25 protein-coding genes are annotated in these 21,183 nt (G+C 58.0%); 16 read left to right on the top strand and 9 right to left on the bottom strand.

Features of this window, described 5'->3' with window-relative positions; genetic code table 11:
- The first annotated feature begins 14 nt into the window (after positions 1-14).
- Genes CWC48_RS29460 through CWC48_RS29440 form a run of 5 tightly spaced genes read left to right on the top strand, consistent with a single transcriptional unit; the run spans position 15 to position 3,143 of the window.
- Positions 15-776, top strand: coding sequence for an alpha/beta fold hydrolase (locus tag CWC48_RS29460; protein ID WP_099493884.1), 762 nt, complete (start codon positions 15-17; stop codon positions 774-776).
- Between the two features lie 26 nt (positions 777-802).
- Positions 803-1,075 carry a hypothetical protein gene (locus CWC48_RS29455; RefSeq protein ID WP_100491059.1) on the top strand — a complete coding sequence of 91 codons (273 nt, stop codon included), beginning with the start codon at positions 803-805 and terminating at the stop codon, positions 1,073-1,075.
- Positions 1,076-1,130: 55 nt separating this feature from the next.
- Positions 1,131-1,955, top strand: a complete 825-nt coding sequence (locus tag CWC48_RS29450) for a DUF692 domain-containing protein (RefSeq protein WP_100491058.1) — start codon at positions 1,131-1,133, stop codon at positions 1,953-1,955.
- Positions 1,952-2,701, top strand: a complete 750-nt coding sequence (locus CWC48_RS29445) for a DNA-binding domain-containing protein (RefSeq protein ID WP_100491057.1) — start codon at positions 1,952-1,954, stop codon at positions 2,699-2,701. The genes CWC48_RS29450 and CWC48_RS29445 overlap by 4 nt, the downstream gene beginning before the upstream one ends.
- Complete coding sequence (locus tag CWC48_RS29440; protein ID WP_078047865.1) at positions 2,694-3,143, top strand: alpha/beta fold hydrolase; 450 nt, start codon at positions 2,694-2,696, stop codon at positions 3,141-3,143. The genes CWC48_RS29445 and CWC48_RS29440 overlap by 8 nt, the downstream gene beginning before the upstream one ends.
- Positions 3,144-3,146: 3 nt before the next feature.
- Here CWC48_RS29440 and CWC48_RS29435 read toward each other — a convergent pair whose 3' ends face one another.
- Complete coding sequence (locus tag CWC48_RS29435; protein ID WP_100491056.1) at positions 3,147-3,872, bottom strand: carbonic anhydrase; 726 nt, start codon at positions 3,870-3,872, stop codon at positions 3,147-3,149.
- 201 nt (positions 3,873-4,073) lie between these two features.
- Between CWC48_RS29435 and CWC48_RS29430 the strand changes: the two genes are divergently transcribed.
- The 3 genes from CWC48_RS29430 (at position 4,074) to CWC48_RS29420 (ending at position 7,123) form a co-directional block, all read left to right on the top strand.
- Positions 4,074-5,438: an MFS transporter gene (locus tag CWC48_RS29430; RefSeq protein ID WP_099493888.1), complete on the top strand. Its 1,365-nt coding sequence runs from the start codon at positions 4,074-4,076 to the stop codon at positions 5,436-5,438.
- 70 nt (positions 5,439-5,508) lie between these two features.
- Entirely contained in the window at positions 5,509-6,639 is a 1,131-nt protein-coding gene (locus CWC48_RS29425; RefSeq protein ID WP_078047868.1) for an MFS transporter, read from the top strand.
- A gap of 16 nt (positions 6,640-6,655) precedes the next feature.
- The gene (locus CWC48_RS29420) at positions 6,656-7,123 is read left to right on the top strand and encodes an MEKHLA domain-containing protein (protein ID WP_223204506.1); all 468 of its coding nucleotides are present in this window, start codon (positions 6,656-6,658) and stop codon (positions 7,121-7,123) included.
- Here the strand turns inward: CWC48_RS29420 and CWC48_RS29415 are convergent.
- Positions 7,120-7,641 (bottom strand): DUF3087 domain-containing protein, encoded by a 522-nt coding sequence (locus CWC48_RS29415; protein ID WP_100491055.1) that lies wholly within the window; start codon positions 7,639-7,641, stop codon positions 7,120-7,122. The two genes, CWC48_RS29420 and CWC48_RS29415, sit on opposite strands and share 4 nt — an antisense overlap.
- A gap of 113 nt (positions 7,642-7,754) precedes the next feature.
- On the opposite strand from CWC48_RS29415, the gene CWC48_RS29410 reads away from it, so the two are divergent.
- Both CWC48_RS29410 and CWC48_RS29405 read left to right on the top strand, forming a co-directional pair.
- Positions 7,755-7,934: a hypothetical protein gene (locus CWC48_RS29410; RefSeq protein WP_099493890.1), complete on the top strand. Its 180-nt coding sequence runs from the start codon at positions 7,755-7,757 to the stop codon at positions 7,932-7,934.
- A 14-nt stretch (positions 7,935-7,948) separates the two neighbouring features.
- Positions 7,949-8,149, top strand: a complete 201-nt coding sequence (locus tag CWC48_RS29405) for a DUF6021 family protein (protein ID WP_100491054.1) — start codon at positions 7,949-7,951, stop codon at positions 8,147-8,149.
- Between the two features lie 973 nt (positions 8,150-9,122).
- On the opposite strand, the gene CWC48_RS29395 is transcribed toward CWC48_RS29405, so the two are convergent.
- On the bottom strand, positions 9,123-9,887 hold the full coding sequence (locus CWC48_RS29395; protein WP_078047872.1) for a sulfite exporter TauE/SafE family protein: 765 nt from the start codon (positions 9,885-9,887) through the stop codon (positions 9,123-9,125).
- Positions 9,872-10,534, bottom strand: a complete 663-nt coding sequence (locus CWC48_RS29390; protein ID WP_078047873.1) for an FMN-binding negative transcriptional regulator — start codon at positions 10,532-10,534, stop codon at positions 9,872-9,874. Before CWC48_RS29390 ends, CWC48_RS29395 begins: the two co-directional genes overlap by 16 nt.
- A gap of 83 nt (positions 10,535-10,617) precedes the next feature.
- Between CWC48_RS29390 and CWC48_RS29385 the strand changes: the two genes are divergently transcribed.
- Both CWC48_RS29385 and CWC48_RS29380 read left to right on the top strand, forming a co-directional pair.
- The gene (locus tag CWC48_RS29385; protein ID WP_100491053.1) at positions 10,618-12,135 is read left to right on the top strand and encodes a PLP-dependent aminotransferase family protein; all 1,518 of its coding nucleotides are present in this window, start codon (positions 10,618-10,620) and stop codon (positions 12,133-12,135) included.
- A 339-nt stretch (positions 12,136-12,474) separates the two neighbouring features.
- The gene (locus CWC48_RS29380; protein ID WP_012724084.1) at positions 12,475-12,726 is read left to right on the top strand and encodes a hypothetical protein; all 252 of its coding nucleotides are present in this window, start codon (positions 12,475-12,477) and stop codon (positions 12,724-12,726) included.
- Between the two features lie 153 nt (positions 12,727-12,879).
- Here the strand turns inward: CWC48_RS29380 and CWC48_RS29375 are convergent, their stop codons facing one another.
- Entirely contained in the window at positions 12,880-13,326 is a 447-nt protein-coding gene (locus tag CWC48_RS29375; protein ID WP_078047876.1) for a hypothetical protein, read from the bottom strand.
- 217 nt (positions 13,327-13,543) lie between these two features.
- On the opposite strand from CWC48_RS29375, the gene CWC48_RS29370 reads away from it, so the two are divergent.
- The 3 genes from CWC48_RS29370 (at position 13,544) to CWC48_RS29360 (ending at position 16,048) form a co-directional block, all read left to right on the top strand.
- On the top strand, positions 13,544-13,954 hold the full coding sequence (locus CWC48_RS29370; protein ID WP_100491052.1) for a hypothetical protein: 411 nt from the start codon (positions 13,544-13,546) through the stop codon (positions 13,952-13,954).
- A gap of 500 nt (positions 13,955-14,454) precedes the next feature.
- On the top strand, positions 14,455-15,096 hold the full coding sequence (locus CWC48_RS29365) for an ankyrin repeat domain-containing protein (protein WP_157806790.1): 642 nt from the start codon (positions 14,455-14,457) through the stop codon (positions 15,094-15,096).
- 220 nt (positions 15,097-15,316) lie between these two features.
- A complete protein-coding gene (locus CWC48_RS29360; protein WP_078047879.1) occupies positions 15,317-16,048 on the top strand; it encodes a hypothetical protein in 732 nt (243 codons plus the stop codon).
- Between the two features lie 189 nt (positions 16,049-16,237).
- On the opposite strand, the gene CWC48_RS29355 is transcribed toward CWC48_RS29360, so the two are convergent.
- Together CWC48_RS29355 and CWC48_RS29350 are read right to left on the bottom strand one after the other, a co-directional pair.
- Complete coding sequence (locus CWC48_RS29355; RefSeq protein WP_078047880.1) at positions 16,238-16,669, bottom strand: M48 family metallopeptidase; 432 nt, start codon at positions 16,667-16,669, stop codon at positions 16,238-16,240.
- Positions 16,670-17,103: 434 nt separating this feature from the next.
- Complete coding sequence (locus CWC48_RS29350) at positions 17,104-18,861, bottom strand: sensor domain-containing diguanylate cyclase (protein WP_177409461.1); 1,758 nt, start codon at positions 18,859-18,861, stop codon at positions 17,104-17,106.
- A gap of 474 nt (positions 18,862-19,335) precedes the next feature.
- Here CWC48_RS29350 and CWC48_RS29345 point away from each other — a divergent pair, with 474 nt between their 5' ends.
- The gene (locus tag CWC48_RS29345; protein WP_078047881.1) at positions 19,336-19,701 is read left to right on the top strand and encodes a hypothetical protein; all 366 of its coding nucleotides are present in this window, start codon (positions 19,336-19,338) and stop codon (positions 19,699-19,701) included.
- A gap of 267 nt (positions 19,702-19,968) precedes the next feature.
- Here the strand turns inward: CWC48_RS29345 and CWC48_RS30675 are convergent, their stop codons facing one another.
- Together CWC48_RS30675 and CWC48_RS29330 are read right to left on the bottom strand one after the other, a co-directional pair.
- The gene (locus CWC48_RS30675) at positions 19,969-20,145 is read right to left on the bottom strand and encodes a DUF1330 domain-containing protein (protein WP_256581769.1); all 177 of its coding nucleotides are present in this window, start codon (positions 20,143-20,145) and stop codon (positions 19,969-19,971) included.
- A gap of 109 nt (positions 20,146-20,254) precedes the next feature.
- A complete protein-coding gene (locus CWC48_RS29330; RefSeq protein WP_100491050.1) occupies positions 20,255-21,112 on the bottom strand; it encodes an NAD(P)H-dependent oxidoreductase in 858 nt (285 codons plus the stop codon).
- Positions 21,113-21,183 lie beyond the last annotated feature (71 nt).

The raw sequence follows: 21,183 nt of genomic DNA, 5'->3' as shown, positions 1-21,183 counted from the left end.
GATGGAGATTTCCAATGCGTATGCTTTCTTCCCTGGCCATTGCCATGGCCCTGGCGGTTCCGATGCTGGCCCAGGCGGCGGATGCCCCGCAGCCCGGCACCGGTAAAAGCGTGGTGATCGTGCCCGGTTCGTTTGTCGACGGTTCCGGCTGGCGCGTGGTGCACGACATCCTGATTCACAAGGGCTACAAGGTCACGGTGGTGCACCAGGGCCACGAGAGCCTGGCCGCCGATGTGGCCGAGGCGCGCGAAGTGCTGGAGCAGCAAGTCGGCCCAGTGGTGCTGGTGGGCCACAGTTCCGGTGGCGGGGTGATCTCGATTGCCGGCGACCGCGACAAGGTCAAGTCGCTGGTCTACGTCTCGGCTCTGCAGCCGGAAGTGGGCGAGAACATGGCCCAACTCATCGGCTCCATGCCAGCCCCCAGCGATGACATCAAGGCCAGCCGCGACGGTCATCTGTTCTTCGACCGCACTAAATTCAACGCCGACTTTGCCGCCGACCTGACCACCAACCGCACCGACTTCATGGCCGCCTCCCAAGTGCCCGCGACCACCGCTTTGTTCGGCGGCACCGTGTGGGCCGCGGCCTGGCACAAAAAACCGACCTACGCGGTGGTCTCCACCGAAGACCGCGCCCTGAGCCCGGACCTGCAGCGCTGGATGTACAAGCGCGCCGGTTCCAAGGTCACCGAAATCAAGGCCAGCCACTCGGTGTACATCTCCCAGCCTGAGGCTGTGGCGAAGGTCATCGAAGACGCTGCTTCCGTTATCAAGTAATTCACCCCAACCCCGGAGAAACACCCATGAACACTGCACTCAAATCCCGCTTGAGCCTCGCTGCCGCTGCTGCCCTGATCGCCATGGCATCCGCCTCGTTTGCCGCCGCTGCCAGCGCCGCCGACCAGCAGGAAAAACCCGGCCGCTGCTACGGCGTCAACACCTGCAAAGGCACCAGCCTGTGCGCCACCGCCAAGAACGACTGCAAGGGCCTCAACAGCTGCAAGGGCGAAGGCGTGATCGTCAAGACCCCGTCCGAGTGCCTGAAGGCCGGTGGCACCCTGACTGAACCGAAGTAATCCACCCGGCGAGCCCCCATGCGGGCTCGCCACTTATTCTTAGCGGAGATCCGCCATGTCGACATCCAACCCACACTTCTCAGGCTACGGCCTGGGGCTGCGCAAGGAGCACTACTGCGACTTCCTGGAGACCTCGGTGCCCGTGGATTTTGTCGAAGTGATCTCCGAAAACTTTATGGTCGCGGGCGGCCAGCCCCGGCACATTTTACGTCAGGTGCGCGAACGGTATCCGGTGGCGCTGCACGGCGTGTCCATGTCCATCGGCACCGCCGAAGGGCTGGACGGGGATTACTTGAAGCGCCTCAAGGCGCTGGTAGACGAGATTGAACCGCTGTTTGTGTCCGACCACCTGAGTTGGTCGCGCAGTGGTGGCTTCAATGCCCATGATTTGTTGCCCGTGCCCTACACCGACGAAGCACTGGACCGAGTCTGCGCCAATATCCATCAGGCCCAGGAGGTGCTCGGCCGCACGATGCTGTTTGAAAACCCCTCCAGCTACCTGGCGTTTGAAGGCGCTTCCATGACCGAGTGGGAATTTATCGCGGCCATGGCCCAGCGCACCGGCTGCGAATTGCTGCTGGACGTCAACAATGTGTTCGTCAGCGCCAGCAATCATGGTTTCGACGCTCTGGCGTTTCTCCAGGGCATCCCTGCGGAGCGCGTGCGCCAGGTGCACCTGGCCGGTCACAGCCAGGGCCGCGACATCTTGATCGACAGCCATGACAGCCCGGTGTGCACCGGCGTCTGGGAACTGTATGCCCAGGCCATGACCCGGCTGGGCCCGGTGGCGACCATGATCGAGCGCGACGATGAAATCCCGCCGCTCGCCGAGTTGCTCCAGGAGTTGGCCATGGCCCGCACGTTGGGGGCGCAACGATGAACCTGGCGCAACTGCAGCAGACCTTTCGCGACTGGTTGGTGAGCGCGTCGGATGAATCCGCGCAGTCGCTGGGCAATCATCACGCCGGCCTGGCGGTGTACCAGAACAACTACCGCGCGCAGTTGGTGGGTTGCCTGGAACAAGCGTTTCCCAATCTGCGCCGCTGGCTGGGCGAGGACGCCTTCCTGGCCGCGAGCATCACCCATATCGACAACCATCCACCCCATGCCTGGACCCTGGACGCGTACCCCGAGGGGTTCTACGCCACCTTGAAAGCCGTGTTCCCGCGCAATCCGGATGTGCATGAGCTGGCCTGGATCGAGGCCGCCCTTAACGACGCCTTTGTGGCCGCCGATGCGCAGCCTCTGGCGCTGGAGACGTTGGCCGAGCTGGACTGGGACACGGCGGTGCTGCACCTGACACCGTCGCTGCGCTGCCATGGCCTGAGCACCAATGCCGAAGCCATCTGGTCGGCATTGTGGCAGGACGCGCCCGCGCCCGAGGCGGTAATGCTGGAGCAGGCGGGCGGCTTGCTGGTATGGCGGCGTCAATTCACCTCGCGCCTGCGCCAGGTGGATGTGCAAGAACTTCAAGCGTTGCAGCACGTGCAGGCCGACGGCCGTTTCGCCGGGCTGTGTGAGTGGTTGGTGCAACGTCTTGGCGAAGAGGCCGGCGTGATGCAGGCCGGTGAATACCTGGCCGGTTGGCTGGGCAGTGAGTTGATTGTGGGGGTGAGTCATGTTTGATCGTCGTGGTTTTTTGCTGCTGGCGGCGGTGGTCATGGCCGCGCCGGCGTTGGCGGTGCAACAGGTGAGCACCGATGACCAGGAGATCCGTTATGAACAGTTTGGGCCAGAGGAGGGCCGGGCGATCATGTTGCTGGGGGCGGATGTCAGTGCGTTCTCCGAGGTGACGGCGCCGCTGGCGGCCCAGGGGTTTCGGGTGATCGTCCCGTACCTGCGCACGGCAGACGACGCTGTACTTGGCCAGGATGTGCTCGACCTGATGAATGCGCTGCACATCCCCGAAGCGGTATTCGCCGGCGCGGAGCAGGGCGCACGGATCGCTGCGCGGGCCGCGACGTTGAAGCCGAGCCGCTGCGTCGGACTAGTCACGCTGAACACCGCACCCCAGGCGGGTTTTGCGCAAGCCGTGGGGTTAATGGCCAGCACCGGGCACTGGCGTTGAGGGTCAGCCGATCAACTCGACCCGGCCACTGTGCAACCTGTAGATACCGCCGACAATGTGCAGTTTGCCAGCGGCCAGGGCGTCCACCAGCAGCGTCGACTCGGCCTTGAGCCGCGCTACCGTGTCGCTGACATTTTGCGCAATGGCGTTCGCAAGCAGATCGCCAGGCGCTTTCAAGACCTTGCGCACCGACGGCTTGAACGCGTCGGCCAGGCCCTGGATCTTGCCGGGGAACGTGGCGTTGTCCGTGGTGGCTTTCACCCCGGCGGCAAGGGCGCCGCAGCTGTCGTGCCCGAGCACCATGATCAACGGCGTGCCGAGCACCGCCACCGCATATTCGAGGCTGGCGAGCCCGTCGTCGGTCACGAAGTTACCCGCCACCCGTACGGCAAACAGGTCGCCGAGGCCGGTATCGAACGCGTATTCCGGCGTAATGCGTGAGTCAGCGCAGCTCAGGACCGCCACGAACGGATTCTGCCCGCCCTCCAACGCCTCGCGCTCGCTCATGAATTCATGGCGCTTGGTGACGCCTTCGGCATAGCGACCGTTGCCTTCCATCAACCTGGCCAGGGCTTGTTGTGGGTTGAGGTTATTGGCCGCTTTCGGTGTCGGCGAGGCGTGTGCGAGCGCTGCGGGTAACGCGCTCGTGAGCATCAGGGCGCCAGCGCCGACCGTAGCCAGGCGTAGGAATTGTCGACGGTCGTGGGTCAGGGGTGGCTGCTTGTGCATGGGCGGCGTTCTCCGGTTCGTTAAGAGAAGAAACGCCAAGGGTGCAAAGAATGGTCGGGGGGGAAATGTAGGCACTGTCCGTTTTTTGGCGGGAATCGCGTGGCCATCAACATGAAAATTCTGACAGCCAGGCCATCGGTCACTGAAAAAAAAACGGTCTGGCCGTAATCTAGGGGCCTTTGTCACCTGCGCGGATTGTTCATGTCTTCTGTTGCCGATGGGTTGCCCCTCAATAAACGCCTGCCGGCCGTGCTCGCGATCTCCCTGGGGATTGGCATGGCGACTCTGGACACGGCCATCGTCAACACGGCCTTGCCGACCCTGGCGGAGGGGATCGGCACCGATTCCGCCTCGGTGATCTGGGTGGTCAATGCCTACCAGTTGGCGATTATCGCCACGGTGCTGCCGTTTGCGTCGCTCAGTGATGTGCTGGGGCATCGACGGGTGTATCTCGGCGGGTTGCTGCTGTTTATTGTGTCGTCACTGTTTTGCGGGCTGGCGGGTTCGCTGGTCACCCTGACGGCCGCGCGCGTGGCGCAGGGGCTCGGGGCGGCGGCGATCATGAGCGTGAACACGGCGTTGTTGCGGCATATCTACCCGTCGAAAATGCTCGGGCGGGGCCTGGGCTACAACTCACTGGTGGTGGGGCTGGCGTTTACCTTGGGGCCCACGGCGGCCTCGGCGATTCTGTCGGTGGCGACCTGGCATTGGCTGTACCTGATCAACGTGCCGCTGGGCTTGCTGGCCTTGGTGCTGGGACTGCGTTCATTGCCAACGTTGCCCATGACCGGGCATGCCTTTGACCGATTCGCAGCGTTGTTGTGTGCCGGGTTGTTTGCCTTGCTGGTGCTGGGCCTGGGCACGGCGGTGCACGGTGCCCAAGGTGCGCTGACGTTGGGCCTGATCGCCGTGGCGCTGGTGTGCGGCGCCTTGCTGTTGCGGCGCCAGGCCGGGCACCCGGCGCCGATGCTGGCGCTGGACCTGTTCAAGCGCCCGGTGTTTGCCTTGTCGTCCTTGACCGCTATTTGTGCGTTCAGCGCCCAGGGCCTGGCCTTTGTGTCGCTGCCGTTTTTACTGCAGGCGGTGCTGGGGCATAGCCAGGTGGAAACCGGTTTCCTGATGACGCCGTGGCCGGCCGTGGTGGCGGTGATGGCATTGGTGGCCGGGCGCTTGGCCGACCGGGTGTCGCTGGGGCTGCTGTGTGGCATCGGCTTGTTGATGCTCAGCGTGGGCATGGCCGCGTTGGCCACCCTGGGCAACGGCGCCTCGGCGTTTGATATCGGCTGGCGCATGGCGCTGTGTGGTGCCGGTTTCGGGTTCTTCCAGTCGCCCAACCTCAAGGCTTTGATGACCAGCGCGCCGTTGGCCCGCAGTGGCGGGGCGAGTGGCATCGTGGCGATTTCGCGGTTGCTGGGGCAAACGCTGGGGGCGTCGCTGGTGGCCTTGTGTTTCCACCTGTCCTTGGGCAATGGGCCGCACTATGCGCTGTGGCTGGGCTGCGGCTTTGCTCTGGTTGGCGCAGTGGCCAGTGGCTTGCGTTTGTTGCCCTACGGTAAAAAGCCGTGATTGGGCGTTGTAAAACATCGGTGTGGAAGGCTACCGTGGCGACCTGAGTATTTCGGGATGTTTCAGATTTATGTCCAGCCTGGCCCTCCGCACCGCTGATACACACTCCCGCCGCGCCGCGCTGACCCTGGCTTTATGCTTGCCCAGTGACGTGTTGCTCTACCTGCTGCTGCCAATGGAATCCCAGGCGTTCGGCATCACCCTGGCCCAGGCCGGTGTGTTACTGGCGGCCAACCGCCTGGTGCGGATTTTCGGCTACCGGCATGTCCTCAATTTCTACGCACGCAACGGCGACCGCCTGACCTGCATGATCGCCGCTGGCGCTGCGACCCTGTGCGCCTTGGGCAATTCGGTGTTGTCCGGCTTCGCCGCCTTGCTCTGCCTGCGCCTGGTGTGGGGCCTGTGCTTTGCCGCGTTGAACCTGTCCACCCAAGTGCTGGCCACTTCGGAGCCGGCCGGTGCCGCACGCCGGGCCGGGCGTTCCCGCGCGCTGATCGCCCTCGGGCCGATGCTGGCACTGCCGCTGGGCGGCTGGTTGACCCTGTGGGCCGGGCCGCGTCCGATCTTTCTGATTCTGGCCGGGTGCTGCCTGGTGGGCTTGTGGATGGCGCGCGGCTTGCCTACGGTGGGGCATGACTTGCACACCACGCCGGGACGGCGCTTCAAGTGGCCGGACAGCGTGGCGGTGTGGTCGTTTATCGAGGGGGTGGCGCTGGATGGGCTGTTTATCTTCGGCCTGTCGATCCAGGCGCAGAAACTGCTGGGCGGCGATGCAGTACTGATCGCTGGTGGCCTGATGGCGCTGCGTTATGCCTCGGAAATGCTCCTGAGCCCCTTGGGCGGGCGCGCGGCCCAGCGCTTTGGCGCCACGTCGATGCTGCTGCTGTTTTCGTTCCTGAGTGCCCTGGCCCTGACCGCGTTTGGCAGTTACTGGGTGATCGTCGGCGCGGCGGCGGTGCTGGTGCTGCGCGCGCTGCAACTGCCGCTGGTGACCACCCTGGTGGCCGAGCGCAACCCCGGCTCGATGCGCGTCTCGGCCCTGGCTTCGAATGCCGTCTGGCGGGATATCGGCGCCGGCCTCGGGCCATTGCTGGCCGGCCTGCTGCTGCCGATTGCCTCGGCCCCCTGGGTGTTTGGCCTGGCGGGCGCGGCGATCGCGGTAAGCGCGGTGTTCTGCTGGCGGGCAAAAACTTCCAACTGACACGGTGAGGTTGTGTGTGTCCCTTCAAGAAAACTTCGTAAGCCTGCTGGATGCGGCGTATCGACACTGGACCGGCCAGGGACTGCCGGCCCCCGAGCATCTGGACCCGCAACAGCGCCTGGCCTGGCTGCACAGCGACGCGCCCTACAGCCTGCTGGCCCATGATGGCGGCGCCGACCCGCGCTTTACCTACGTGAATGACTGCGCCCTGCAGTGCTTCAAATACCCGCGCGACACCTTCATCGGCATGCCCTCACGCTACAGCGCTTCGGCACTCGACCGCGCCGCGCGTCAGGTGCTGCTGGAGCAAGTCACCGCCAATGGCATCGCCCAAGGCTACAGCGGCTGGCGCGTGGATGCGCACGACCAGCCGTTCATGATCCACGCCGGCGTGGTGTGGACCCTGCTCGATGACGCCGGCCAAGCGTGCGGCCAGGCGGCCTTGTTCTGGCCCGACGCACAGCGCATCGGCGTGTTGGCTTAAGCGGTCTTAAAGGCATCCAGCCAGGCGGGGTCGAACCGGGTTTGCTCGGTATCGATCCCCAGCGCCTGCATCTTGGCCTTGTGCGCCTCGACCTCCGCAACCAACTGCACCTGGGCGCTGGAATTGGCATCCAGTTCATGCATCTGCGTCAGGCCCAAGTGATAGAAGCGCAGCACCTTGATTGCCGTCGGGTCATTGGCCTGGACCCGCTCGGTGACCTTGTGCATCACGTTGGTCACGCTCATCAGGCTGCGCTTGAGTTGCCAGCCATACACCGCCGGCGCCAGCCACGGCTGGGTCCAGAACGGGCCACGCACCAGGGCCAGCGTGATCAGCACCCCGGCGAACACGCCACCGACATTGAAGCGGAAATTGTCACCGCCAGGCTCGCCGAACAGCATCACCGCCAGGGTCGACAGCAACATGGCCAGGGCCAGGAACAGCACCGCGACCATCAGCGTGCTGCGCCGGGTCTGTTGGCGGAAGGTCACAGGGTCGCAGGGTTTGAGCTCGAACATCCGGTTCATGTCTCCAGAAGGGGCCCGCATCATCTCACGCCTGGGCAAACAAGTTGAACGATGGCGCAGGGCGGTTTCTCTAAACCTGTGTAGACCCTATGAGGTGAACCATCATGTCTGACTACAACCAACCACCCCCCGGCACCCCGAACCCTGACCGCACACCCGGCGAAGAGGAGCGCGACAACGATGCGTTGCGCCCCAACGACCCGAAAGAGCGCGACGACAATGAGGATGTAGAACGCGTCGAGGAAGACCTGGAAAACCTGCACGACAAAGCCCGCCCACTTTGAAAAAGGAGAACGCCGTGAGTAGTACGCCGAAAGGCCCGTCTTCAGGCGAGCATGCAAGTGGCAAGGACGAATTGGGTTTCGACCCGGATTCGCCCGACGTGGCGGACCCGCAGGTCGATCCCATCGGCCCGGCGATTGCGCCGCTGGATAAGGAAAAGAAAGACAAGGATGAAAAGAAGCCGGCCTATGATCCGTTGGGTGATTTGAAGCCGTAGGCGGGGTAGGGGACGCGTTAAGCGTTTCGGTTCTGCGAGCGTGAGCGCTCGACTTGAGCATGTTGTTATTAAACGCTGACATCGGTTGGCGTTTTTTTTGCGTGGTCGAAAAGCTTGGTTTCAAGTGCGTGTGGTAGCTGTGCGCTCAGGCCCACGCAGTCAACCTTGAGCCCCGAAGCATCAAGCGCGTAGAGTGCGTCCCCGAGGGTGCGATGGACGATGTACTGGACCGCATTCAAGTACTAACTGAATACTGAAAGTGGCAACGCACAACCACTTCATGATTGGGGGCTTCAGGTTTATACGGAGCATCGGGTTCGTGACTAGGTAATTGCTGATCATCGGGGGGACGGGCTTGTTGCCTGATGACAAGGCGATGTTTTGGATGTGGTCATTGGTGATGAGCTGTTCTGGGTCGGGAGCGGAATTAGGCGAATGGCTGCAATCGGCCGATTGTGTTGAAAAAGTCGGTGTTCCCAAAATACTCGAATATTGATGGATGAAAATACCTCTGTTGCCCGCTGCTACGTGAAATCCGAGTACTGAAACTTCTGCCAAAAATTCAGATTTCAATCTCAGGCGCGTACTTTTCTGGCGTGGAATTCGAAGCTGACTTTTTCAACACAGTCGGCCGATAGCTGCCGGCCATGATCGAAAAAAATCAGCCTTTTCGGTGATGGATTGGAATTACTAATCCTGTAGTCCACGGTTTCCTTGCTCTACAGAGCCAGCCTGAAAGCTGCGTACCACTTTCGTACCAACACTACTTCCAAGCAGTGACGCCATGCTCCTCACGACAGGCGTCAATCGGCCAGAAGCCGCCGGTCGGGTCAGGTGGCTTCAAACCCGCTTCCGTCCTTCAGAACTGGCTAATTGGCAAAAGTCAGACAATTGAACGCGCCTATGAAATCAGGGGCGATTCAATCAGTCGGGTAATGGCCGTAATGTTAGGCCTCATAGTGGTGAGGCATTTTCAGACGATATAGCCACTTATGCCATCCCACAGAAGTTTCACCGCGGTGACTACGAGCAGGCAGTAGCAGGCAAGGTACATCTGGCGTTGATCCAGCTTGGTGTGCAATCGCCAGCCCAGCCAGACACCACTTGGAACTGCTAACAGGCAGATGACCATCAGGCTTAGCACGTTACCGGTGGGCCTGGCTAACAGCAGCCAAGGCACGGCCTTGAGCAGATTGCCTACGGTAAAGAACATGCTGGTGGTGCCGGCATAGGTTTTCTTGCTTAGACCGAGTGGCAACAGGTACATCGCTAATGGTGGCCCACCAGAATGTGCGACCATAGTCGTGATCCCAGAGGTGACGCCTGCGGACACCGCCTTGAGCGATGAGCGCTGGCTGACCCTGATTTCCCCGCCGGTCTTGAACCAGAGGCCGACAAAAATTAGGGTAATCGCTGCCATCACTAAGGCGACTGCGCGGTGATCCATGATGCGAAAGAGTAGATAGCCGACACCGATGCCGACAATCAGACCTGGTAACAACAGCATCAAGTCGGGTTTAGACCAAGTGGATGGCTTCCAGTAACGCAGGCCGAACAGGTCCATCGCGATAAACAACGGCGCTAGCAGACCGCCGGCTGTGAGCGGATCCATCACCAGCGACAGCAGCGGAATGCCGACAATGGAGAAGCCTCCACCGAAGGCACCTTTCATAAAGCAGATCAAAAAAACTCCGGCGAAGGTCACCAGAATCGTGGTGGTGGTCAACTCAAGGTCCACGGTGCTGCCCCCTGATCCGGCTGCTCAAGGTTGGCCAGCATTATCGAAGAAAGCTCAACGTGCCCGCGCTCGCGCAAGTGCGCGATCACAGACAAGCGATCGGCGTGCGACTTGTTTTGATTGAGCTTGCGCTTGCATTCAACGCACTGCATTTCGATCTCGATACCGACGACTCTCGACACCATCTCGTCCAGGTATTCACGCGGCGCATCGCCCATCTTCCAGGGCTTGATCTCTTTGGACTCCTGGTGGCGAGTCAGCAGGGCCAGGGTGCGACGCAGGAGCTTTTCTTCCGACATCACGCGCATGACGCCATGCACATGCACCACCTCATAGTTCCATGTGGGAACCTGGCGATGCGTCTCGTGCTTGGACGCATACCAGTTGGGCGAAATGTAGCCTTCTGCCCCCCTGAAGATCACCATGACAGGCGTTCCGCCGGCGCAACGTTGCCACACAGGATTGGCGCGGGCCACATGAGCGGTCAGCAGCCCGTATGTTCCGTGGCCGGTATCGAGTTCGAAGGGAATGTGGTCCGCATCCATGCCGGATTCACCCTCAGTCACGAGGATGCCCAGCGGATTGTCGCGGATAATTCGGTGCAACTGTTCCGGGCGGTGCTCTGCGAAGTGTTCGGGAATGTACATGGGGATTTCACTACGGATTGTTGGGAGTCCATAATGTCGACCACGACCTGCATCATCGAAAGTGCCAGTTTCGAGGTTTTTCCATGGGCCAGTTTTCAGCCAATCCGGGTGCATCTTCCCGCGGCGCGCAACGTCGGATCTATGTCAGGCTGCGCGCGCAGATAGAAGACGGCACGCTTGCCGCCGGCACGAGGCTCATGTCGACGCGGGCAGTCGCGGCCGAACTCGGCGTGTCGCGAACCACGGTAACGGCGGCTTACGAGCAACTGGCGGCCGAAGGCTTTGTACTGACATCAGTGGGCAAAGCCGCCACGGTGGCGAGCATAATCAGCACCCAATCCGGTTATGCCCAAGGGGACTCGGCGCAGCAAAAGGAACTGCCGCCAGTGCTTTCCCTTTACGGGCAACGAGTGGCCATCATGACGCCGTACAACATGGCGTCACCACAAGCCCGCATCGATTTCAGGTACGGCTCGGTCGCTTCCAGGGATTTTCCGGCGCTGGGTTGGCAGCGCGCCTACCGTTCCGAACTAGTCAAGCGTCAACCGAGCCTCGCTTACGGCCACCCCGAAGGGGAAGAGCGCTTGCGCAATGCGCTGCAAGGTTATCTGCGACGCGCACGCGGTCTGGCGTGTGATGCGGATCAAATACTCGTAGTGCATGGCTCGCAGCAAGGACTTGACCTGTGCGCCCGGCTTTTGCTGAACCCGCAAGATGCATTTGTCTTCGAAGAGCCTGGCTACCGAATGGCCAGATATTGCTTTGAGGCCACGGGCGCGACGGCGTTGCCCATCCCCGTCGATGCCTCTGGACTGGATACAAATGCTCTGCCGGAAGGTGATCGCGTGCGTCTGGCCTTTGTCACTCCGTCGCACCAGTTTCCCATGGGGGCGGTGCTTCCTGTCGCACGTCGCCTCGAACTGCTGAGTTGGGCGAGGCGACATCGCGCGTGGATCATTGAGGACGATTACGGCGGCGAGTTTCGCTATGGCCAGCGGCCCATTGACGCACTGCAATCCATGGACGCAGATGCTCGCGTCATTTATGTCGGAACGTTCTCCAAGGCACTCTCACCTCAACTCAGGTTGGGTTATCTGGTTCTTCCACGCGAGTTGGTTCACGTTTTCCGTGAAGCAAAACGGCTGACCGATCGACACTCACCGCGCTGGGAGCAAAACGTGCTCGCCTCATTGATCGAAAGTGGAACTTATGAGCGTCACGTTCGCCGCCTGCGGCGGGAGAATGAACTGCGGCGAAGGGCATTACTGGAGGCTTTTGAACAACATCTGGCGGAATATGGGCAACTGGCCGGCATGGCGGCGGGCTTGCACGGCGTATTAACGCTACCCGCGCTTCGCGCTCAGGATGAGCCGACGTTGCAGGCGATAGCGCTCGAACGCGGGGTTGGCGTATATCCGCTTTCGCCGCTGTTTGCCGAACCCGCGTCGGTAGAATACGAGCGATCGGCAGGGCTCATTTTGGGCTATGCCGGCCTGACAACGCAGCAGATTCATGAAGGGATCGGCATTCTTGGTACGGTGGTTCGGGAGGTTAAAGAGCTTGGAACTCGGTCCGAATCAGTAGATGACTATGTCATCTAAGGTGCGGCTCGAACAGGAGCTAATTTAATAGGTAGAGATAAGGCGAATTAGAAAAAGTGGTCGGCTTGAATGGCTGCTAAGAGTGAAACTGGTTCTGGGCGGAAGGGCCGCTATTGGCCGATTGCTGCCCGTCACCATCGGTAGAAATCGGCCAAAAGCGGACGCTTATCGGCGCATGATCGAACTAAGTGCCTCCGGCGCAATAAAATTAATGTCTGACCAGTATTTTGCGCACCTAGAAGAAGCACGCGGAAGGGGTTCAACCTGAGGCAGGCTTTTAGTGATATTTTTAATACTCGGCCAATTTGAATCCCAAAACAATTAACCGCAGGAAAGAGTATGTCCGACATACCCATGATTAAATCGACGGAAGTGTTCTCTCGCCTTAGTGCATTTCATCCCAGTATCGAAGTTTGGCCAGATAGCGAGTTTTCGAATGATGGTTATGCTTACTACTGGTTGGTGGCGCACAGCGATGGTGCGACCCGTATGCTTTCCTATGTCCGCTGCAAAGACGGTGGCTGCGAGCAGCGCACCTATGATGTTGAGGGCGATGATCTTTGGATCCCAGCTGGAACGGCCGTGGCCTGACAATTCATTCAAGCCGACACCGCTTCGCGGCTTGTCTTAATTCTCAGGTGTTAGGGACTGCTTTTGGCCGATTTCTGCCGATGGTGACGGGCAGCACGGCGTTCGATCCACTACCTTCCGGCCGAAAAGCGGAAACGTCTCTATCTGTGAAAGCTAGTCTCTCAGGGTACGCATTATTTCCCCGACCACATACTTCGTGTATTTCTCACTGGGGTCAGTTTCCGGTGGGTCGTTACTGCGGAACCATTCACCTTGATCGAATGCTTGGTAAAGCGAGAAAGCGGGCTGAGGCATATTGTTAGTCATGCCTACTTCAACCACAGCATTTATGATCCCGTTCATAACGCCCTCGCAAAAATCATAGGGTAGAGATCCTTGGAGATAGCCTTCCGCAACCGCGACGGACAGTCCGTTCAGAACATCATGCGGTGCAACGCCGAACCTTTCGCAAATGGGGGCTAGATCACTCAGCGTTAAACCCTCTGCTTCCGCTTTCACGGAAAGTTCCTTGAGTTCGACTTTCGATAACACCATGATCATGAGCTTCTTCCGGTTAGGTGCGAAGGTCGCGCTTACAGAGTGGCCGATCAGCGGCGCCACACTTCAATTCCATGCTGCAATACGGACTTATGGTCGGTCAACTTCAGCTACAGGCACTATCCGCTTTGGGTCGAAAGACGTCTTTCGGTAAAGGCATCGTAACGTCGCTACGCCCCGCGCGTACCGGGTGGCAGCGTGAAGGTGGGAATCGCCTGAGTCGTTGCGCGTTTGATAGGTCATCGTCATTCTGGAAGCGACGATTTTTTAGGAGATTGAAGTGGACATTGACCGTCTGTTAAAAAAGCGGCAACTGAACGTGCAAGAGCAAAATGCTCTTGTGGCCCACCGACTCATGGTAACCGCCAAAGCTTGGTTGGCCAGAGGGATTCCCCTAGCCTTAAAAAACTATGGCGAGTCGAAAGGCATTAGATGGTCAGAAACCGTAGTACTGGATCTTGAAGTCGACTTTCCCGGTATGCCCAGCCTTTATGGTCTTTTGCTCACTCACGCAGAGCGGTTCATAGAGTTTGAAATTGATACCGATGACACTCATAGGTACGTGGAATCGGTGAGTCAATGGGAGGATGTTTCTGCTAATCAGGACTACGCGCCCCACAAGCGCGGTACTGGAAAGGGCTTCGCAGCAATTGCTATTCAGGTGAGGCGCGAACTCCTATGCGGCTTGTAGGTGTGAATCACAGAAGCTGAGATTCCATTGTTGATCGGAAGCCGCTTTTCGCCGATTTCTTCCGGAAACTGGTGTTCCCATTGGGTCGACTCGTGCCGGTCACGAGCGAAAAACATCAGCCTTTTCGGTGGTGGATTGGGCTGACTCCTCCCCTGGCCCAACGTTTACAAGGACTTCATCCTAAGCCAACGATCTTAGTACCAATTTCGTACCAACCAATTTCCCATTTGGCCTAACTGCCGAGATTCTCAGATGAATTCGCTGGTGCTGCTATCGGCCTGCGCTTTTTGGTAATGCGTCATTGCGTCGGCCGCGACGGCACAAATAAGGCGTTTCAGGAGTACAAGCAAAAGCTGAGGATTCTGGATTGAAACGTGCAGTGATAGCATCTGGCTATCTATTTTAGCGCCGAGTGCATGATGCCAAGTGTTTTCGTTATACGGATTCCTGGGTGGAGAACTTTCGTTTTCACTGTTCCAGAACACTGTAATTCTTACCATTTGAACCATTGGTTTCGCCGAACCATTCGCTCTCGACTTTTTCAAGAGATCGAACTTGGCAATGACCAAGCTGCATTGCAATTGGCGCGGCCGTGGAGGTTGCGTTATCTGCGTGGCGAATGGGGAGAAACCGCTCTCAGTTGTGCAATTGGCTACAAGCAATCCGCCTTGGCTGTGGAGCTAGTGCGACGTGGCGGTATGTATGCCGAGGATGGCACGTTGGCGAAAGCAGCGATGAATGGTGACCTGATGGTGGTCGAAGCACTGTTATCGGCTGGTAAGCATCCGGACGAGCCCATCAAGGACCCGATTTTTCGTGGACTGACGCCCTTGATGTGGGCGACCAACAGACGTCACCCCGAGATCATGGAGCGCCTGTTGCAGGCGGGAGCCGATATTCATGCTGTCGACTGTCAAGGGCATTCAGCGGCAAGATATGTGACCGATTTGGGCAGTACTTCTCTGGAAGCACTGAAGGTGTTGCTGCGCCACCAACCCGAAATCCTATGGACCGAGATGTGGAGCGGAATCGATGTCCTGAATGCCGTACGACGTTATCGGGACAACCGGGATCCGGATGCTCTGCAGTTCATGACGCGCAAGTTTCCCGAGCTGGATATGGATGAGTACTTGAAGAGCTAGGGTTCTGGACTTTATTTAGCGGGCTGCCTAACGTCGTATCGCCTAGACGCGATGACTTGATTGTAATGGGTAGGCTAACCTGGGCGCCTCGCAACTGCCCACGTTAGCGAAATGGTGCGCCTGCGCCGTAGCGCCTACCGTACGCTACCGGCCAATAGCACACACTCAAGTATCGACTATGCTTGGGGCGATTCAGCCCTATACCTGAAGGACCTAAACAATGGGGTACCTTGTCGTTGCTCATGCGATGAATGTGATGCCGGAGCTAGAACTACTTTCTACCTTGCCGATGAGCATTGGGTGGTCATTGCACCAGGATGAAAGCGCCACGTCGTTCTACTTAGACACGTTCAAGGCTGGCGAAGAACGGAAATGGCCCTTTACGTCTATGCCCCCGATCAAGGATGTACCGCTTGAGCTCCCTCAAGAATTGGCAGCTCTATCGCGGATATACAAATTGCTTAAGGATGCTCAGCTAGCAGACTACTTCAAGAGAGCTTTCCTTAATGTGAATTTAGCGCTAAGCAAGAGCCTTCAGTTATACGTTTGCAGCTTTTGCACGGATGACGACGGGCTGGATTTTGTGTGCGTATCGTCGAATGGTGAACTGCAAAGGCTGCGTTGCGTTTGCGGTGATCTGGATATCACCTATGAGCTTGGGACGGTCATGATCCAGCCGCTTCTGATAGATGGCGTTGAAGGCACCGACGTGAGTGGTCTGCATGACCCAGAGAGTGGCATTCACGTATTGAGTCGGAATATAGCGCCTTCGTCGTTACTGCATGCGGTGGCTTCATCAGAAACCACTCGCTTTCTAAAAGCAGAAAGTCCCCCTCTGGGTCTAGGTAGCTTCGATGGTATGGAGGTCGCTCCGATAAAGATTGCACGCTCTCAGATCGCCTTGCTAGCGCCTAAGCTGGTTGCTCAGAAGGCGTGGTGGAGGCGGTGGTAGTCGTATCAACAACTACGACCTAAACCAGAAGGATTTTTAGGCGAAAATTAGTCAATTATCAACATCGAAAATTGGGTCAGATAATGGGGTGCCAACGATCAAAGACTTGCCGGAAGCAGTCTGTCATGGGCGGCCACTGTCGGCCAACTACTGCCGCCGTCGAGCTGTTGCTATCGGCTATTCCGATTTTTAAATCACGGCCCGCGTTTTTAGGAACGCGAAATACTTGGGGTCATCGTTGTCAAAAATCTCATCTCCAGCTGCCATGTATGCTCGCATAAGCTCATCGGCGGCTCGATCAGTTTCCTCTTTCTCGTACAGTGCTTGGCCCAAACGCAAATGCAAAAATGGATTGCCGACTGCATCGGGACAAGTCATCGCATACTCAAGGGCCTCTTTTGCGGAGGTAAAGAATCCTCCCCGAAAACAGGCATCGCCGATTGCGGCAAGCACCCATGTCGCCGCTTCCCAGTTATTTTTGGGTTCTGGTATCAACTCCCACGCTAGGCTGTACTCACCGAGGGCAGCCTTGAAATCACCGCCTTCCAGATGTTCATCACCCAATTGGCAAAACGCCTTGATCTGCTCATGGGTCAAGTCATCCAATTCGAAAGTTTCCATCTGAACTCCCTGTCTATAAGGCTCAACCGCGTGAGCCGCCGATTTTGCAACCAGGCCGGGCGATAAACAATCGTAAAAATCACGACGATATACAGGCCAGCTAACGGCCGATGGCCGCCTGTCGTGAGGGGCAGCGCGTCGCTGCATGGACTCATGTCGGCACAAAATTGGTACGCAGCTATCGGGTCGGCTCTGTAGGGCAAGTAGTACATGGCCTACAGGATTAGCAGTCCCAATTCATCACCGAAAAGGCTGATGTTTTTCGTTCATGACCGGCAGCAGTCGGCCAAAAGCATACGATCGCTGGAACGCTACAGACTAGATGCTTTTCCAATCATGCTGAAATGATGAGTATCGTTTGTGCAGGCGGCGCGGTGGTGGCTCGATACGTCTTAGTGTGTCGCTGTTTTGAGGTCTGAATCCCTCCCGACATTTCAATAACACTCGATGCGGTTGCGCCCAGCACGCTTTGCGCGATAGAGCGCCTTATCGCTGCGTGACAGGCTGGCCTCAGCGCTGACATCGGTTGAATGGAGGGCGGCGATACCTATGCTGACCGCCAGTGTTAGACATTCGTCTCCGTGGCCTAATGGCGTAATGGCCAGCTCATCCTGGACTCGTTGGGCGAAGATTTTGGCTTCGTCGACGCAAGCATTGCTCAACACCACTGCGAACTCTTCGCCGCCCATGCGACCGGCGGCATCGGTTCTGCGCAGCTGTTTGCAGAGAATGGCCGAGAAGTGCTGAAGCGCGAGATCACCTACCGAATGGCCCCAGCGATCATTAATGGCTTTGAAGTGGTCAAGGTCGAACATCAGGATTACCGCGGGATAGCTGGCAGAGCGCTGCACCCGCGCCAACTCGCTTTCGAGGTGCTGCATGAAATGACGACGATTGGAGAGTTGCGTCAAGGAATCCGTGCTGGCGAGCACCTGCAGTTCTGCTTCGATTAGCTTGCGCTCGGTGACATCGGTGATGATGCCGTGCCAGAGCACACTGCCGTCCGCCAATGCCCTGGGACGCGCAGCACCCTGACGCCAAGCGGCGCCCCCACCGGGCAGCAGTACCCGGTATTCTAGGCTCCAAGGTTTGAGATCCCTCGCAGACGCCTCCAGGGAGCCGAGGTAAGCAGCCAGATCGTCCGGATGGATGATCATGTGCAGCATGTCGGCATCCTGCATCAGTTGCTCCGGCTTCACTCCGTAAATGTCGCAGACCCCTATGCTGACAAAGGAAAAGCTATACTGTCCATTCACATGCCGCAGACTCTGGAAAACCATGCCGGGGATTTCGTTGGTCAGGTCGGTCAGCAACGCGGCGTTCAGCTGTATCTGTTCCGACAGGGCGTACATGGCAGTGACGTCGGTGGTGGCTCCGACCATGCGCACGGCGTTGCCGGCGCCGTCATATTCCACCACCTTGCCGCGACTGCAGACCCACTTGTAACTGCCGTCCCGGCAGCGTAGTCGGTGCTCCACTTCGAAAATCTCGGTGCGCCCGTCGATGGCCTCCTGGTAGACAGCCAGCACGTAGGCGAAGTCGGCGGGGTGGATGCGGGTGTATGCCTCCGCGACGTCGTCGCCGATCTCGTTGTTGGTGTACCCCAGCAAGGCCTTCCAACTATCGGAATAGTTGACTTTGCCTGTGAGCATGTTTCGGTCCCAGACACCAGTCCCGCTAGTGGCGATGGCCAGCGTCTTACGTCGCTCGCTTTCGCTCGGAAGCTCAAACTCTGCTCGATCCGACTCCTTTAGCAGAAGCGCCCCTGCCGCCAATTGAGCGAACTCCTGCAAACCTTTCTGTTGCTCGGAATCCAGCTCGCGGGGTTGGTCGTGAAGCAGATAGAGCAGGCCGAGCTGCCCTCCATCTGGAGCCTGTAGGGGGCAGACGGCGAGAAAGCGCAGCGCGGGAAACGTTTTTGTCAGCTGGTGATTGCGCAGATGTTCGTCGCGGCTGATATCGGGCACAAGCAGCAATGTATGGGCATTGGCATTGGAGGGAAGCGGCATGTGGAGGTCTGGCAGTGTGTCGCGCGCAATTGGGCCGGCGCCAGCGCAAAAACGCAGGAGGTCCTGGGCGCCGGTTGTTAGCAGGACGGCCACAACACCGAACTGCCGCCTGACCATATGGAGCAGGCCGTCGAAGCGCTCGTCTCGGGAACCTTCTGACGACTTGGATCTGCTGGACAACATTCGGATTTCTCCACTCCGGGGTGCGAGTTGTGCCTCCTGGCGATTATCGGCTTGGGGTTGAAAAACTTAACAATAATAGCTTTCTGCCGTCATCATTTCGTTAAGCCGTGACGAATTGGTTGACAGCCAATACCGTTGTCTCAGTGGAATCGAAAGGGGACGGACTCGAGTCACCGGTATTGGCTGGCGATGACCAGCCCCATGTGGTGAATAAATAGCTTAGGTTCACGTACCCCCGTCAACCCGACTCATGCCATAACGAGCCAGCTGCTGATTACAGACTTATGTTTACGATTTGACTGGCTGCTGCTGGAGGCAAGGTGCCGAGTCGACTACGAGGGGCGTCTATTGGCCGAATTCGGTTTGCCACAAAGGGCAGCAACCGGCCAGAAGCAGACTGTGGACAGGTAGCCGTTGATGTCTCTACGCTGGACGATCTAGTGGCAGCACAGCTGCAAAAAAGGAGTAGTCACGTTGGAAGTTGCCATTGATCGAGATAGCGTTCATGCAGGAGATGATCTGGGAAGCCATGCGACGTCGATCAGACTCGATCCATCAGCAACGCTGCGCGCCTTAATCGAAGTGATACAAGATGCCGGCTACTTACCGGGTATCAATGGAGGCAAGGCTACTTGGATTATTTGGTCGTCTGACAAACCAATAGGTGTTTTAGCGCAGCAATGGCCAGCACCTAAATTGACCGTGCCGCCCGACAGCACCGTTGATCAATATTTCGGAAATACCGAACCTCGCCTTCTGTTCAGATATTGGTGTCAGGCAGATCCAGATGAGGTCTTTTCGAATATCAAGACCGGAAATGAGCCACCTTCACGATTTTAGGATTGGCGGTGGACATTTCTGTCGATCAATGCGGTTCAGATGACTGCTATGGTTGGCAGCCAAGCTTCGCGAAATATCCACCGGCCTGCGATCCATACCAGAAGTGCCGCGACTCCAGACCGTAATGAGACCTGCACCATGAGTGACACATCCTCAGCAATTGCCTTCATTGCGACCTGTTGCGCTCCCCAGACCAAACACAGCAAAACCATCATTCCCGTGGCCATGCCATCAACTGGCTTTCTCATGTAACAGCCCCGCAAAAATTTATGCCAAGTTACCTTCGATAATTATCATTTCTCGCTTATAAGCGAGAAACGCAACCGACTTGGCTTTAGCGTAATAAGGGTCAATATTGCAGGCCTTGGCCTGTTCATAACTCGAGAACTCAACAACCAATACACGTTTGTTGGTCATTGACTCTAGCAGCGCGCCTGGATCCAAAAGCCTGACGCTGGCGCCGTACTTCTTACAAATCGGCGTCCAAAGCTGGCTTTATTTTTTTATGCATCAGCATCGATTACATCCGTTCCAAGAATGATCCAAGAGCCTTTCACTGTGGATTCTCCAGTGAGGCGTTAATCTGGTTGAAGCGTGCAGTTTGTGAGTTCTTTTCATCTTGAATACGGCGCTGCGCAAAACTGCTTGCCGCCTCCTCGAAGGTCTGTTTTGCGCGCGGGTTCCACTGAACACCGGATCGAGCGACGACCCCTGGCTTGAGTTGTTGATGCTCGTCGTAATCTCGACGGGGATGGAAGAACAAGGGTTGGAGTTCGTCCAGATTAGACAGGTGCTTAACGTAGTCCTGAAGGTACTGTTCGCGCTGCAACTGACTCACTCGCGCCGGCATCCATGCGGCAAAAGGTGGCAGTACAGTAAAACCGGTGTAGGCAAGAATCCCGTTATGAATGGGCCACAGAATATGGTGCAGGTCCCCATCAACGCCGTTTGGCTCATACAGTGTGCTGGCCGTACCTGTGGTAAGGCTTAGCATCGCGCGTTTGCCTTTGAGGTGTCCGCTTTCATACTTTCGGCCAGACGAATACGCGAAACCACGGCTGAAGACCCGATCGACCCATCCTTTGAGTATTGCTGGCATGGAAAACCACCACATGGGGAACTGAAAAATTACCAGGTCTGCCTCGGCAACTTTGGATTGCTCACGCTTGACCTCGCGGCACGCTGTCGCATTGGCCTGCGCATGCTCTTGTTCACTGGACGGATCAAAATAGTTTGCATCAGCACGATCGCCGAACTCGTCCGGGTGAAGCGTGGCGTTCCAACCCATGGCATACAAGTCGCTGACCTGGACGTTATGCCCCAGCGCTTCAAAAGTGCGCACAGCGGTCTGTGTCATGGCGCCGTTGAATGACTTGGGCTCGGGATGTGCGTGGATGATCAGAATGTTCATGTTTGGCACCTGCATGGCCGTACGATTGACGATGTGATTGTCAGGGCGTCGCTTATGCCGTACAAACCATC

The sequence above is a fragment of the Pseudomonas sp. S10E 269 genome (assembly GCF_002798465.1).
Taxonomy (GTDB): Bacteria; Pseudomonadota; Gammaproteobacteria; order Pseudomonadales; family Pseudomonadaceae; genus Aquipseudomonas; species Aquipseudomonas pergaminensis.
The sequence above is the reverse complement of the archived record's forward strand: the minus strand, read 5'-3'. Positions and strand labels throughout refer to the sequence as shown.

Excerpts from the sequence above, each read along its gene's own strand:
- CWC48_RS29460 (WP_099493884.1), top strand. The coding sequence starts at position 15 with ATGCGTATGCTTTCTTCCCTGGCCATTGCCATGGCCCTGGCGGTTCCG.
- CWC48_RS29455 (WP_100491059.1), top strand. The coding sequence starts at position 803 with ATGAACACTGCACTCAAATCCCGCTTGAGCCTCGCTGCCGCTGCTGCC.
- CWC48_RS29450 (WP_100491058.1), top strand. The coding sequence starts at position 1,131 with ATGTCGACATCCAACCCACACTTCTCAGGCTACGGCCTGGGGCTGCGC.
- CWC48_RS29445 (WP_100491057.1), top strand. The coding sequence starts at position 1,952 with ATGAACCTGGCGCAACTGCAGCAGACCTTTCGCGACTGGTTGGTGAGC.
- CWC48_RS29440 (WP_078047865.1), top strand. The coding sequence starts at position 2,694 with ATGTTTGATCGTCGTGGTTTTTTGCTGCTGGCGGCGGTGGTCATGGCC.
- CWC48_RS29435 (WP_100491056.1), bottom strand. The coding sequence starts at position 3,872 with ATGCACAAGCAGCCACCCCTGACCCACGACCGTCGACAATTCCTACGC.
- CWC48_RS29430 (WP_099493888.1), top strand. The coding sequence starts at position 4,074 with ATGTCTTCTGTTGCCGATGGGTTGCCCCTCAATAAACGCCTGCCGGCC.
- CWC48_RS29425 (WP_078047868.1), top strand. The coding sequence starts at position 5,509 with ATGTCCAGCCTGGCCCTCCGCACCGCTGATACACACTCCCGCCGCGCC.
- CWC48_RS29415 (WP_100491055.1), bottom strand. The coding sequence starts at position 7,641 with ATGTTCGAGCTCAAACCCTGCGACCCTGTGACCTTCCGCCAACAGACC.
- CWC48_RS29410 (WP_099493890.1), top strand. The coding sequence starts at position 7,755 with ATGTCTGACTACAACCAACCACCCCCCGGCACCCCGAACCCTGACCGC.
- CWC48_RS29390 (WP_078047873.1), bottom strand. The coding sequence starts at position 10,534 with ATGTACATTCCCGAACACTTCGCAGAGCACCGCCCGGAACAGTTGCAC.
- CWC48_RS29385 (WP_100491053.1), top strand. The coding sequence starts at position 10,618 with ATGGGCCAGTTTTCAGCCAATCCGGGTGCATCTTCCCGCGGCGCGCAA.
- CWC48_RS29380 (WP_012724084.1), top strand. The coding sequence starts at position 12,475 with ATGTCCGACATACCCATGATTAAATCGACGGAAGTGTTCTCTCGCCTT.
- CWC48_RS29360 (WP_078047879.1), top strand. The coding sequence starts at position 15,317 with ATGGGGTACCTTGTCGTTGCTCATGCGATGAATGTGATGCCGGAGCTA.
- CWC48_RS29355 (WP_078047880.1), bottom strand. The coding sequence starts at position 16,669 with ATGGAAACTTTCGAATTGGATGACTTGACCCATGAGCAGATCAAGGCG.
- CWC48_RS29350 (WP_177409461.1), bottom strand. The coding sequence starts at position 18,861 with ATGTTGTCCAGCAGATCCAAGTCGTCAGAAGGTTCCCGAGACGAGCGC.
- CWC48_RS29330 (WP_100491050.1), bottom strand. The coding sequence starts at position 21,112 with ATGAACATTCTGATCATCCACGCACATCCCGAGCCCAAGTCATTCAAC.